9 protein-coding genes are annotated in these 13,437 nt (G+C 64.5%); 4 read left to right on the top strand and 5 right to left on the bottom strand.

The genetic code is table 11. The annotated features are described in order from the left end of the window. Positions 1 to 83 precede the first annotated feature (83 nt). Positions 84 to 2,405: a M43 family zinc metalloprotease gene (locus U0004_RS26240; protein WP_217495237.1), complete on the top strand. Its 2,322-nt coding sequence runs from the start codon at positions 84 to 86 to the stop codon at positions 2,403 to 2,405. 26 nt (positions 2,406 to 2,431) lie between these two features. After that, a complete protein-coding gene (locus tag U0004_RS26235) occupies positions 2,432 to 2,785 on the top strand; it encodes a hypothetical protein (RefSeq protein WP_139144131.1) in 354 nt (117 codons plus the stop codon). Here U0004_RS26235 and U0004_RS26230 read toward each other — a convergent pair. The 5 genes from U0004_RS26230 to U0004_RS26210 form a co-directional block, all read right to left on the bottom strand. After that, positions 2,776 to 2,964 carry a helix-turn-helix domain-containing protein gene (locus U0004_RS26230; RefSeq protein ID WP_034780317.1) on the bottom strand — a complete coding sequence of 63 codons (189 nt, stop codon included), beginning with the start codon at positions 2,962 to 2,964 and terminating at the stop codon, positions 2,776 to 2,778. The two genes, U0004_RS26235 and U0004_RS26230, sit on opposite strands and share 10 nt — an antisense overlap. A gap of 200 nt (positions 2,965 to 3,164) precedes the next feature. After that, positions 3,165 to 5,519 (bottom strand): DNA topoisomerase IV subunit A, encoded by a 2,355-nt coding sequence (parC, locus tag U0004_RS26225; RefSeq protein WP_034780316.1) that lies wholly within the window; start codon positions 5,517 to 5,519, stop codon positions 3,165 to 3,167. 48 nt (positions 5,520 to 5,567) lie between these two features. Beyond that, positions 5,568 to 7,352 (bottom strand): J domain-containing protein, encoded by a 1,785-nt coding sequence (locus tag U0004_RS26220; protein ID WP_139144130.1) that lies wholly within the window; start codon positions 7,350 to 7,352, stop codon positions 5,568 to 5,570. A gap of 12 nt (positions 7,353 to 7,364) precedes the next feature. Then, the gene (locus tag U0004_RS26215) at positions 7,365 to 9,074 is read right to left on the bottom strand and encodes a molecular chaperone HscC (RefSeq protein WP_070256054.1); all 1,710 of its coding nucleotides are present in this window, start codon (positions 9,072 to 9,074) and stop codon (positions 7,365 to 7,367) included. Then, a complete protein-coding gene (locus U0004_RS26210) occupies positions 9,074 to 11,071 on the bottom strand; it encodes a DNA topoisomerase IV subunit B (protein ID WP_034780309.1) in 1,998 nt (665 codons plus the stop codon). The genes U0004_RS26215 and U0004_RS26210 overlap by 1 nt, the downstream gene beginning before the upstream one ends. A gap of 462 nt (positions 11,072 to 11,533) precedes the next feature. Between U0004_RS26210 and kdpF the strand changes: the two genes are divergently transcribed. Further along, the gene (gene kdpF / locus U0004_RS26205; protein ID WP_034746483.1) at positions 11,534 to 11,623 is read left to right on the top strand and encodes a K(+)-transporting ATPase subunit F; all 90 of its coding nucleotides are present in this window, start codon (positions 11,534 to 11,536) and stop codon (positions 11,621 to 11,623) included. After that, positions 11,623 to 13,428: a potassium-transporting ATPase subunit KdpA gene (kdpA, locus tag U0004_RS26200; RefSeq protein WP_070256052.1), complete on the top strand. Its 1,806-nt coding sequence runs from the start codon at positions 11,623 to 11,625 to the stop codon at positions 13,426 to 13,428. The genes kdpF and kdpA overlap by 1 nt, the downstream gene beginning before the upstream one ends. Positions 13,429 to 13,437 lie beyond the last annotated feature (9 nt).

Genomic DNA, 13,437 nt, shown 5'->3' with positions numbered 1-13,437 from the left:
CCGCTTGCCAGTCTTGATCTGGCACAAATGCTCCTCTTTTCGCCGTGCCATAGTGAATTGGCAAACAGACGAAGGGAGACATCATGAGCACCGCTAAAACGAAAAAAACACCGGCTACCGGTTCGGCTGAAGGCGCGCCTGCCGTGTCCGCCATGCAGCCCATGCCGGTCGAAGGCGACATGCAGGCCGGCGCCGATGCGGCGGGCGGCGACGCCATGCCGGGGCCGCGCCTGGGCATGTCGTATGCCGACCAGGCTGCGCTTACCCAGGGTGCGGCCGCCGCGGATGCCGGCGCCATGCCGGGCGGCGGCATGCAGCAGGCACCGCAGGGCATGGCGGCCACCAGCTGCATGCAGGTTGGGGCTGGCGGTGGCATGGGGGGCGATGGTGGAGGTGGCGGTGGCATGGGTGGCAGCGACGGTGGACAGGGCGGCGGTACACCGCAGACGCGCACCTGCGCCACGATGGACGTGCATCGCCGCCTGCTGAGCGAAGATCCATCGTATGCGAACGTGCGCGCCGATATCGAAAACCTGGCCGGGCTCTACGAGGGCGACGGCAGCATTGCCGGACGTTCCGGCGTGACGCAGATACCTGTGGTGGTGCACGTGGTATGGAATACGGCCGCGCAGAATATTTCGGATGCGCAGATCGCCAGCCAGATCGATGTGCTCAATCGTGACTTCCGGCGCGTCAACCCGGATGTCAACAGCACGCCGGCGCCATTCCTGCCCCTGACGGCCGATGCGCGCGTGGAGTTTGCGCTGGCCACGACCGATCCGCATGGCGCGGCCACCAGCGGCATCGAGCGGCGCCAGACGACGGCGGCCTCGTTTGGCGCGGACGATGCCGTCAAGTCGCAGGCGACGGGCGGCATGGATGCCTGGCCGGCCGACAGCTACCTGAATATATGGGTGTGCCAGCTGGGCGGCGGCTTGCTGGGCTACGCGCAGTTTCCCGGCGGCCCGGCCGCCACCGACGGCGTGGTGATCCTGCAATCGGCCTTTGGCACGACCGGCACGGCGGCGCCGCCGTTCCACCTGGGGCGCACGGCCACGCATGAAATCGGCCATTGGCTGAATCTGAACCATATCTGGGGCGACGACGGTACCGGGTGTTCGGGCACGGACAACGTGGCCGACACGCCCAACCAGGGCGGGCCGAACACGGGCCAGCCCTCGTTTCCGCAGGTGTCCTGCAGCAACGGGCCGAATGGCGACATGTTCATGAACTATATGGATTACGTCGACGATCCCGCCATGTTCATGTTCACGGCGGGACAGGTGGCGCGCATGCAGGCCTGTCTCGATGGCCCGCGCGCCAGCATCGGCACGGGCGGCACAGGCGCAGGCGCCACGCCGCGCCAGAGCTCGTCTCCCGTCGTGGCCTGGGGCGCGACCCGCCTCGACGTGTTCGTGCTGGGCACGGACCGCGCGCTCTACCACAAGGCATGGAATGGCACGGCCTGGGCGCCGTCCGTCACCGGCTATGAAGGGCAGGGCGGCATTTGCACCAGTGCCCCGCAGGTGGTGTCGTGGGGACCGAACCGGCTCGACGTGTTCGTCACGGGCACCGACAGCGGCTTGTTCCACAAGTGGTGGAATGGCACGGCCTGGGGGCCGTCGCTGACCGGCTATGAAGCGATGGGCGGCTTGTGCGTGGGCGACCCGCGCGCCGTGGCCTGGGGACCGAACCGCCTCGACGTGTTTGTCGTCGGCACGGACCGCGGCCTGTATCACAAGTGGTGGAACGGAGCCGCCTGGGGGCCGTCCTTGACGGGTTACGAAGCCATGGGCGGCATTTGCCTGGGCCAGCCGGAAGCCGTGGCGTGGGGGCCGAACCGCCTCGATGTCTTCGTCGTCGGCACGGACCGGGCCCTGTACCACAAGTGGTGGAACGGCACGGCCTGGGGACCGTCGCTGACGGGCTATGAACGCCTGGGCGGCATCTGCACCTCGTCGCCGAAGGCCGTGGCGTGGGGGCCGAACCGCCTCGACGTCTTCGTCACGGGCACCGATGGCGCCCTGTACCACAAGTGGTGGGATGGCGCGAAATGGGGGCCTTCCAACGATGGCTTCGAGCGCCTGGGCGGCATCTGCGTGGGCGAGGTGGAAGCCGTGTCGTGGGGGGCCAACCGGCTTGACCTGTTCGTCATCGGCACGGACAGCGCCCTGTATCACAAGGCGTGGAATGGATCCGCCTGGTCGCCATCCGTGACGGGCTTTGAAAGCCTGGGCGGCATATGCACCTCGCGTCCGCGCGCCACGGCCTGGGCGCCGAACCGCCTCGACGTCTTTGTCACGGGCACGAATGGCGCTCTGTTCCACAAGGCGTGGAACGGCACGGCCTGGTCGCCTTCCGTGAGCGGCTTTGAAAGCCTGGGCGGCGTGGTATCGTGTTTCTGACATCCATGGTTGACACGGGAGGCGGCATGCACGGCATGACAACGGCACTGCCCAGCGGCAGCTGGACGCATTCCTTCGAGGAGGATGCAGACGGTATCGAGGTGTACCGGCCCACGGCCACGTTCGTCTTTCCTCCCAGCCGCAAGGGGCGCAAGGTGCTCGAGTTCGGCGCGCCCGCCGGCGCCACGGCGCAAGGGGAGGCGACATTGACGTCCATGGCGCCCGGCCCCGATGACCGCCCCCGCGCCGGTCCCGTGACCCGGCTGGTACCCGTGGGCATGGGCCGCTATGCGCTGGGCGATGCTGGCGGGACGCAGGACGTGATCGACATCGTCGAAGCGACGCCTGAAATGCTGCGCCTGTCGCGGCGTCAAGGATGACCCCGGAGCTTGTGCGCGAGCGCCGTGCGGTTACCCACGCCCAGTTTCTGGTAAATCGCATGCAGCTGGTTGCGCACGGTGGCCGGCGACTTGCCCAGTTCCCTGGCGATGCTTTTATACGGCAATCCTTCGGCCGCCATGGCCGCCACCAGCCGTTCGGCTGGGGTCAGGCGCTGCATGGCAGCCTGCCTGAAACCTTGTTTGTCATCGCTGTTCTCCTGTCGCTGGGCGGCGTGCCGGTGGCATGCCTGCAGGGATAACGGGAACGCGGGACATATCTGTCAAATTATCTGTGAAACTATTTTTTCCTGTGCCGCTGCGCGGCGCTGGGCGAAAAAAAAGACAGGCGAACCTGTCTTTTCGTATGGCCGGGTGCCGATCAGCCGATGGCCGCCATGGAGACCGGTTTCAGCTTGGCCGCCAGCGCCTTGCCTTTCTTGGCGCGCTTGCCGAAGTGTTCGGCCAGGGCCGTGGCGCCCAGCGATGCATCCTGCGGTTTCGAAGCCCTGCCGATGCCCGAGACCACCACGCCGCGCTGGGTGATAGGCTGCACGGCAAGCAGCTTGTCTTTCGCATCGAGGTCGATCAGCTTGACGCCGGTGCCGCCCTTGGACAGCGTTTTCATTTCATCGAGGCCGAACACCAGCAGGCGTGCGCCTTCCGTCAGGCAGGCCAGGGCGCTGGCCGCCTCGGGGATGACTTTCGGCGCCAAAGGCACGTCGCCATCGTCCAGGGTGATGAAGGCCTTGCCGCCTTTCAGGCGGCTCGTCATGTCGCCCGCCTTGGCGATGAAGCCGTAGCCTGCGCTCGACGCCAGCAGCAAATTGGTGGCGCCATTGCCCGCAAAGTAATGGAGGATGCGCACGGCGTTACCGGGCGTGCCGCCGCTCAGGTCGCACAAGGTCGTGATCGGCACGCCATCGCCGCGCGCGTTGGGCAGCGCGGAGACGGGAACCGAGTAAATCTTGCCGTTGTTGCCAAAGCCCAGCAGGGTGTCGACCGTGCGGCACTCGAAGGCGCCATGCAGGGAGTCTCCCGCCTTGAACGTGAACTGCGCCGCATCGTGGCCGATGCCGGTACGCGCGCGCACCCAGCCTTTTTCCGAGATGATGACGGTGACCGGTTCATCGACCACCTTCTGTTCCGCCACGGCTTTCTGCGCTTCCTCGATCAGGGTGCGGCGCGCATCGCCGAACTGCTTGGCGTCCGCTTCGATTTCGCGGATGATGGCGCGCTTCATCGACCCCGGATTGTCGAGCAGGTCTTGCAGCGACTTTTCTTCCTTGCGCAGCTCGGCCAGTTCCTGCTGGATCTTGATCGTCTCCAGGCGCGCCAGCTGGCGCAAGCGGATTTCCAGGATGTCGTCGGCCTGGCGTTCGGACAGCTTGAACGCTTCGATCAGGGCCGCCTTCGGTTCATCCGAATTGCGGATGATCTGGATCACCTTGTCGATATTGAGCAGGATCGCTTCGCGCCCTTCCAGGATATGGATGCGGTCCTTGACCTTGCCCAGTTTGTAGCCGGTGCGGCGCGTGACGGTCTCGAAGCGGAAGTCGATCCACTCGCGCAGGATGTCGCCCAGGCCTTTCTGGCGCGGACGGCCATCGCCGCCGATCATCACCAGGTTGATCGAGGTCGACGATTCCAGCGAGGTGTGCGCCAGCAGCATCAGCATGAATTCCGTCTGGTCCTGGTTCTTCGATTTCGGCTCGAACACGAGGCGCACGGGCGCGGCGCGGCCAGATTCGTCGCGGATGGTGTCGAGCGAATTGAGGATCAGCGCCTTCAGGGCCACCTGGTCCGGCGACAGCGCCTTCTTGCCCAGCTTGATCTTCGGATTCGTCAGTTCCTCGATTTCTTCCAGCACCTTCTGCGACGAGGTGCCGGGCGGCAGTTCCGTCACGACGGCTTGCCACTGGCCGCGCGCCAGTTCCTCGATCTTCCAGCGCGCACGCACCTTCATGCTGCCACGGCCGCTCGCGTACATGTCCTGGATCTGCGATGGCGGGGTGATGATCTGGCCGCCGCCGGGGAAGTCGGGGCCGGGAATGATGGCCATCAGCTCGGCGTGCGTCATCTTCGGATCGCGGATCATGGCGACAGCCGCTTTCGCCACTTCCGCCAGGTTGTGCGACGGGATTTCCGTCGCCAGGCCCACGGCGATGCCGGAGGCGCCGTTGAGCAGCACCATCGGCAGGCGCGCCGGCAGCAGCTTCGGTTCTTCCGTCGAACCGTCGTAGTTGGGCTGGAAGTCCACCGTGCCCATGCCGATTTCATCCATCAGCAGCTTGGCGATCGGCGTCAGGCGCGCTTCCGTGTAACGCATGGCTGCGGCGCCATCGCCATCGCGCGAGCCGAAATTGCCCTGGCCATCGATCAGCGGATAGCGCAAGGAAAAATCCTGCGCCATGCGCACCAGCGCGTCGTACACGGACTGGTCGCCGTGCGGATGCAATTTACCCAGCACGTCGCCGACCACGGCCGCCGATTTGCGGGGCTTCGCCGTGGAATTGAGTCCCAGCTCGTTCATCGCATACAGGATGCGGCGCTGCACGGGCTTCTGGCCGTCGCACACGTCGGGCAGGGCGCGGCCCTTGACGACCGAGATGGCGTAATCGAGATAGGCGCGCTCGGCAAAGGTGGACAGGGTCAGCGCTTCGCCGTCGAATACCGGTTCATCCGGCTCGATCGGCTCAGGCTGGGCATCGTCAAATAAATTGGTTTGTGTGGACATGGCGCTTGTTTCGGTGTTAAGTGGTTGCGGTTGAATTCGTGGGGCTGATTATGACAGCCCAGGTTTGGAAAAAGACTTGCCATACGTCAGATACATGTAGCGCAAGGTCAGATACAGCACGGCCAGGGCCAGCTCGACACTGTTATGCATCATCGGCATGGCGCGGATGGCCGGGGCGTGGCCGGCCAGCACGAAGCTGGCGAGCGAAGGCACCAGCACCACCGGCCAGATCGTCTTCCATTTGAAATCGGTGGGCGAAAACAGCAAGCCGGAGCACGACCAGGCATACAGCGCGGCGCCGACAAGGGCGGCCGGCAGCTGTTGCACATACAGTAGCGACAGCAAGCCCGCGCAGCCGATCAGCCATGCCGCGCGCAGGCGGGGCAAGAGCGCCTCGGGGAAGCCGCAATCGCCATACAGGCCGGTGGCGCTGCGCAGGGCCAGCGCCGCCAGGCAGAATATCAATGGCATGGCCTCGCCGATGGCCAGCGCCGCAGGGCCTTTGCCGCTCATGAACATGGCGGCGAACAGCGACAGGCCGAGGCACAGGAGCAGCAGCATGCCATGCAGCAGTTGGCGGTTCATCGCGTACGCGAGCAGGGCCGACGCGCACAAGCCGGCCGCGGTAACGAGGCGCATGGTCTCGCTGCGTTCGGGCAGGAACAGCAGCAGCGCCAGCACGAGGTAGGGCACGATCCAGCCCAGTTGCCGCAAGCCGGGCCGCAGCCACAGCGTGGGCAGGCGTTCCTGCAGCGTGTCGAACCGCGCGAACAGGGGCGCCGGCCAGCGCAAGGCATGCATGGCCAGCAGGGCAAAGGCGAGCGCCTGGAAGCCCAGCAGGCTGGCATAGGCGGCCGTGTCGCCGAGCTTGAAGCCGGCCGCATCGAGCACGCCAGCGAGCATGAAGTGCAGCACGAAACCCAGGCCGCCCGAGGCCAGCGCCGTCTGCTTGAAGTAGCGCTTGGCATGGACGGCCTGTTCCCATTGCTCGAACAGGTCCGTATCGAGCTTGTAAGCCAGCATTTCGCCGTGCTGCCAGCGTATCGCGTGCAGCAGTTCGCGCAGCTGCAGGTTGAATTTTTGATCGAACAGCTGGCGCGCGTAGGCGCTTGGTGCCTGCTGCGACATGATGCAGTCCAGGCCGGGATAGCTGTCGCGGTTGTCGCTGAAATGGGCAAACGAGCGGTCGGCCCGGTAGCGCTGCACGGCGCCGCGCACCAGGTCCGCATGGCTGCGCGCCAGGTAGGAAAAATCGTGGTCCCAGCCCAGCTGTTCGAACAGGGCCTGGCGCAGCGGCAGCGTATAGCCGGCGCTGGCGCAATAGCGCAGCGCGCACAGATCGAATTCCTCGCGCACGTCGAGATTCAGCATGGCGTCGTCCTGCAGGATGCGGGCCAGCACCTCGCCGGCATCCGCGTGCCGCGTCAGCGCCAGGCAGCCCTGCCACAGGTTGTCCGCTTCCTGCGCCGGATCGATGGCGACCACGCCCCATTGTTCTGGCGGCGGCGTCTGCTCCTGGGCTATGACGCCCCACAGTTCTGCGGGCGGCTCCTGCGCGGGTTCGTCGATGACGCCCCACAAGTCGGCCGGTTCCATCGGCGGTGCTTCTGGCGCTTCCGCTTCGGCCGCTGGCGGTTCCGGCAATTCCTCGGCAAACAGGTGCGCATGGCGCAGCGCGTATTCATACGCTTCGCGCAGTTCCTGGAAGGCGGCCGGATCGTCTTCGGGACGCGTCACCTTCAGACGCTTCGCATACGCGCGCTTGAGGGTGCGCTCGTCGCCCGTCGGCTCCGTGCCCAGGATTGCCCACAGGCTGCGCTGTCCGTTGTCCATGCCGCAGTCCATTTACAGGAAGCTCTCGCTCTCGACCTGGCGCAACACTTCGTCGAGCGCCTGGCGTGCCTTGCGGATGGTGTTCGGGTCCTGTGTTTCCAGCGCGGCCTGGAAGTTGGCCGTGTGCGCCGCCAGGTACTGGCGCACGTCGCCCAGAGACTGTTCGTACAGCCGGTCGGCGCGCGTGACCAGGGTGCGGTTTTCCATCTGCTCGCGCGGGTGGATCTTCAGGTCGGCCAGTTCCGCAAAGCGCTGCTCGATCTGTTCCGGCGTCATCACGCCCGCGTTGTCGCTGATGACCATCTTGTGCTTTTCCTGCGTTTCCAGCACGGTCACTTCCGCTTCCAGCACGCCGCTGACATCGTAGGTGAAGCGCACGTCGATGCCGATTTCGCCCGCCTTTTTCGCGGGTATCGGGAAGCTGATCTTGCCGAGGAAAACGTTGTCGGCCACCAGGCGCGACTCGCCCTGGAAGATCGCCACGTTGATTTCCTTCTGGTTGTCGTGGATGGTGGTGATGTTTTCCGTGCGCGAGACGGGCACCACGGAATTGCGCTCGATGATGGGCAGGTAATGCCCGCCTTCATACTGGTTCGCGCCGACCTGGCGCGAAATGGAAATGCCCAGCGAGTACGGCGCCACGTCCGTCATGACCACTTCGTCGAGCGCCGCGTCGCGCATCTTGAGCCCTGCTTGCACGGCGGCGCCCAGCGCCACGGCTTCGTCCGGATCCAGGTGGATGGCGGGGAAGCGGCCGAACATGCGCGAGACGAGTTTGCGCACCAGCGGCATGCGCGTGGCGCCGCCGGCCAGCACTACTTCATTCAATTCCGCCGCGCGGATGGTGGCGTCGCGCAGCGCCCGTTCCACGGGCAGGCGCAGGCGGGCCAGCAGGGGCTCGCACAATTGCGCCAGTTTGTCTTCGCTGATCTCCCAGCTGTATTCCTTGTCCTGGTAGCGCGTGGCCATGCGCACGGATGGCTGGTCCGACAGCAGGCGCTTGACGCGCTCTGCCTCATCGCGCAGCAGCTGCTGCTGGCGCGGGTCGAACAGGCGGCTGCCGGCCGCATCGCGCAAGCCGCTGCCTTCCAAAAAGGCGTCGACCAGCACGGTGACGAAGTCTTCGCCGCCCAGAAAATTGTCGCCGGCCGAGGCGCGCACTTCCATCACGCCTTCGAACAGCTCCAGGATCGACACGTCGAAGGTGCCGCCACCCAGGTCGAAGACGAGGAATTTGCTTTCCTGTTCCTTGTCGCGGATGCCGTAGGCCAGCGCGGCGGCCGTCGGTTCGTTCAGCAGGCGCTCCACGCGCAAGCCCGCCAGCTGGCCGGCGATGCGCGTGGCCTTGCGCTGCGCATCGCTGAAATACGCGGGCACGGTGATGATGGCTTCCTCGATCTTGTGCCCCAAGAAGGCTTCGGCATCTTCCTTCAGCGCGCGCAGCACCATCGACGACAGCTCTTCCGGACGGAATTGCTGCGTGCCGAGAGTGATCTTCTTTTCACTGCCCATGTAGCGCTTGAAGACGGCCGCCGTCAGCTGCGGGTGCGTCTGCAGGCGCTCGCGCGCGGCGCGGCCCACCAGCACGGTGCCGTCGTCGTCGATGCTGACGCACGATGGCGTCAGGTGTTCACCGAGCGCATTCGGGATGATGGAAGCCTTGCCATCGCGCCAGATGGCGACCAGGCTGTTGGTGGTGCCCAGGTCGATACCGATGATCATCAGATATCCGCCTCCGCCTCATTGCCGTGTTCTTCGATCCAGGCGCGGCGTCCGGCCGCTTCGCCTTTGCCCATCAACATATTGAAGCGGGAGGCCGAGGCCATGTGGTCGACTTCACCGAGCGTGACTGGCAGCAAACGGCGCGTGTCCGGGTTCATCGTCGTTTCCCACAACTGCTCGGCGTTCATCTCGCCCAGGCCCTTGAAGCGCGAGATCGACCAGGCGCCCTGTTTCACGCCTTCCTTGCGCAGCTTGTCCTCGATGGCGAGCAGTTCGCCGTCGTCGAGCGCATAGATTTTCTGCATCGGCTTCTTGCCGCGCGCCGGCGCATCCACGCGGTACAAAGGCGGACGGGCGATGCAGATGTGTCCCTTGTTGATCAGGGCCGGGAAGTGCTTGAAGAAGAGCGTCAGCAGCAGTACCTGGATGTGCGAGCCGTCCACGTCCGCGTCGGACAGGATGCAGATCTTGCCGTAGCGCAGGCCGGACAGGTCGGGCGTATCGCCCACGCTGTGCGGATCGACGCCGATGGCGACGGCAATGTCGTGGATCTCGTTATTCGCGAACAGGCGGTCGCGGTCCGTTTCCCACGAGTTCAAGACCTTGCCGCGCAGGGGCAGGATGGCCTGGAATTCCTTGTCGCGCCCCATCTTGGCCGAACCGCCCGCCGAGTCGCCCTCGACGAGGAACAGTTCATTGCGCGCGATGTCCGACGATTCGCAGTCGGTCAGCTTGCCGGGAAGGACGGCGACGCCCGAGGATTTTTTCTTTTCCACTTTTTGCAGCGAGCGCTGGCGCGACTGCGCCTGCTTGATCACGAGATCGGCCAGCTTCTTGCCGTAGTCGACGTGCTGGTTCAGCCACAGTTCCAGCGGCGGCTTGGTGAAGGTCGAGACGAGGCGCACGGCGTCGCGCGAGTTCAGGCGTTCCTTGATCTGGCCCTGGAATTGCGGGTCCAGCACCTTGGCCGACAGCACGAAGGAAGCGCGCGCGAACACGTCTTCCGGTAGCAGCTTCACGCCTTTCGGCAGCAGCGAGTGCATTTCGACGAAGTTCTTCACGGCGCCGAACAGGCCGTCGCGCAAGCCCGATTCGTGCGTGCCGCCATTCGAGGTGGGGATCAGGTTGACATACGACTCGCGCACGATGGCGCCTTCTTCCGTCCACGCCACCACCCAGGCCGCGCCTTCGCCTTCGGCAAAGCCTTCCGAGTCCGGGCCCGCGTATTGCGCGCCTTCGAACAGGGGAATCAGGGTTTCGCCATTCGATACCTGCGCCAGCGTTTCGGTCAGGTAGCCGCGCAAGCCTTCCGCGTACTGCCAGGTCTGCGTGTCGCCCGTCTTCGCGTTGGTGAGCGTCACGGTGACGCCCGGCAGCAGCACGGCTTTCGAGCGCAGCAGGCGTTGCAGCTCCGTTTGCGAGATGTTGGGCGAATCAAAATATTTTGCGTCGGGCCAGGCCGTGACGCGCGTGCCCGACTTCTTGCCGTCGCGCGGGGCGGGGCGGGAATTCAAGGGCTCGATCACGTCGCCATTCGCAAACACCATGTGGTGCAAGCCGTTGCCGTCGCTTTCCTTGCGCCAGACGGTGATTTCCAGGCGCGTCGACAGCGCATTGGTGACGGACACGCCGACGCCGTGCAGACCGCCCGAGAACGCGTAGGCGCCGCCCGAACCCTTGTCGAACTTGCCGCCCGCGTGCAGCCGTGTAAACACGATTTCCACCGTCGGCACGCCTTCTTCCGGGTGCAGGCCGACGGGAATGCCGCGGCCATTGTCTTCGACGGTAATGCTGCCATCCGTGTTTTGCGTGACGGCGATATGCGTGCAATGACCGCCCAGCGCCTCGTCGGAGGCATTGTCGATCACTTCCTGAATGATGTGCAGCGGATTTTCAGTGCGGGTGTACATCCCCGGGCGCTGCTTGACGGGTTCCAGTCCTTTCAGGACACGGATGGATGATTCGCTGTAGTCGGATGCTGGTTTTTTAGTGGCCATACGTGTTCAAGCTAAATAAAGACAGTGGTTGGAACGCCAGGCCAGGGCACTGCGGGCGCAATGACAGCGGCGGCGATAACTGTATGAATATACAGTATATCCCGTCCAGCGTCACTGGGGGAGGGCAGTGCGGCAGGCTTGGCGTCCTTGTGCGGACGCTCGCGCATTCTATCTTGATCGGCGGGCAATAGCGCTACTCCAAGGCAACAACAGTGCGCCGCGCGCGTGGTTTTGCGCCAATTGTGCTGGATTTTATGCGGTAAAGCCGCCGTTTTTACATCTTGTTTACAGCTGCCTCCCCAGTCTTTACGAATTTTTTAGACCCTTTTGGCTAATCTGCTCACTATCAAAACAAACCTGAATGAGGGTGGGAATGGATCTCGTGTATCTCGGCTTGATTGCCGTGTTTTTCGTCGTGGCGGCCGGCTTTGCCGTCGCCTGCGACAAATTAGGGAGCGTCAAATGAACGCGTTTTATGTGCTGGGCGCCGTCGTCTCGGCTGGCCTGCTCGTGTATTTGCTGGTGGCGCTGCTGAAGGCGGAGGAACTGTGATGACGACGCAATCGATATTGTTACTGGTGGCTTTCCTGGCCGTGCTGCTGGCCGCCGGCTATCCGCTGGGCCTGTACATGGCCAGGGTGGCCGGCGATGGCCCCGTGCGCGGCCTGGGCTGGCTGCAAAAGCTGGAAAACCTGCTGTACCGCTGGTCCGGCCTTCCCGCCGACAAGGCCATGGGCTGGAAAAGCTATGCCATCGCCCTGATCGTCTTCAATACCGTGGGCGCCGTCTTCGTCTACGGCCTGCAGCGCCTGCAGGGCTTCCTGCCCTTGAATCCCCAGGGACTGGGCGCCGTCAGCCCCGATTCCTCGTTCAATACCACTGTCAGCTTCGTCGCCAATACCAACTGGCAGGGCTACGGCGGCGAACAGACCATGAGCTACCTGACCCAGATGCTGGGCCTGGCGTGCCAGAACTTCTTTTCGGCGGCCACCGGCATCGCCGTGATCTTCGCGCTGGTGCGCGGCTTCGCCTCGCGCTCGGGCAAGTCGATCGGCAATTTCTGGGTCGACCTGGTGCGCTCGACCCTGTACATCCTGCTGCCGTTGTCCCTGGCCCTGTCCGTCGTCTTCATGGGCGAAGGCATGATCCAGAATTTTTCCGCCTACAAGGAAGTGACCCTGCTCGACCACGTGGCGTATGAAACGCCGAAAGTGACGGCCGACGGCCAGCCCGTGCTGGATGCGGCCGGCAAGCCCGTGATGGAAGCGCAAGTGGCGACGACGCAGACGATCGCCATGGGCCCTGTCGCGTCGCAGGAGTCGATCAAGCTGCTGGGCACGAATGGCGGCGGCTTCTTCAACGCCAATTCCTCGCATCCGTATGAAAACCCCACCGTGCTGTCGAACTTCCTGCAGATGCTGGCCATCTTCATCATCCCCGCCGGCCTGTGCTTCACCTTCGGCCGCATGGTGGGCGACCTGCGCCAGGGCTGGGCCGTGCTGGCCGCCATGACCCTGATCTTTGTCGTCATGACGGCTGGCGTGATGAGCGCCGAGCAGCAAGCCAATCCCGCCCTGCAAGCCCTGGGCGTGGACCAGCAGGCCAGCAGCCTGCAATCGGGCGGCAATATGGAAGGCAAGGAAACGCGCTTCGGCATCAGCTCCTCGACCCTGTTCGCGGCGGTGACGACGGCCGCATCGTGCGGCGCCGTCAATTCCATGCACGATTCCTACATGCCCCTGGGCGGCATGGTGCCGCTGCTGTTGATGCAGTTCGGCGAAGTGATTTTCGGCGGCGTGGGCACGGGCCTGTACGGCATGCTGATGTTCGCCATCCTGGCCGTCTTCATCGCCGGCCTGATGATAGGCCGCACGCCCGAATATCTGGGCAAGAAAATCCAGGCCTATGAAATGAAGATGGTCTCGCTGGCCATCCTGGTCACGCCAGCCCTGGTCTTGACGGGCACGGCGATCGCCGTGATGGTCGAACCGGGCACGGTTGGCGTGGCCAATCCGGGCGCGCATGGCTTCTCGGAGATCCTGTACGCCTTCACGTCGGCGGCCAACAACAACGGCAGCGCGTTTGCCGGCCTGTCTGCCAACACGCCGTTCTACAACGTGATGCTGGCGATCGCCATGTGGTTCGGCCGCTTCGGCGTGATCGTGCCCGTGCTGGCGGTAGCCGGTTCGCTGGCGGCCAAGCAGCGACTGTCGGCCAATGCCGGCACCATGCCCACGCACGGCCCCATGTTCATCGGCCTGCTGATCGGCGTTGTCGTGCTCGTCGGCGTTTTGAATTACGTTCCCGCGCTGGCCCTGGGCCCGATCGTCGAACACCTGCAACTTTTCATCAAATAAGAGGCTACC

The sequence above is a fragment of the Janthinobacterium lividum genome, from assembly GCF_034424625.1.
Taxonomy (GTDB): domain Bacteria; phylum Pseudomonadota; class Gammaproteobacteria; order Burkholderiales; family Burkholderiaceae_D; genus Janthinobacterium; species Janthinobacterium lividum.
Note: the sequence above shows the minus strand (reverse complement) of the source record. Positions and strands in the feature narration are given on the sequence as shown.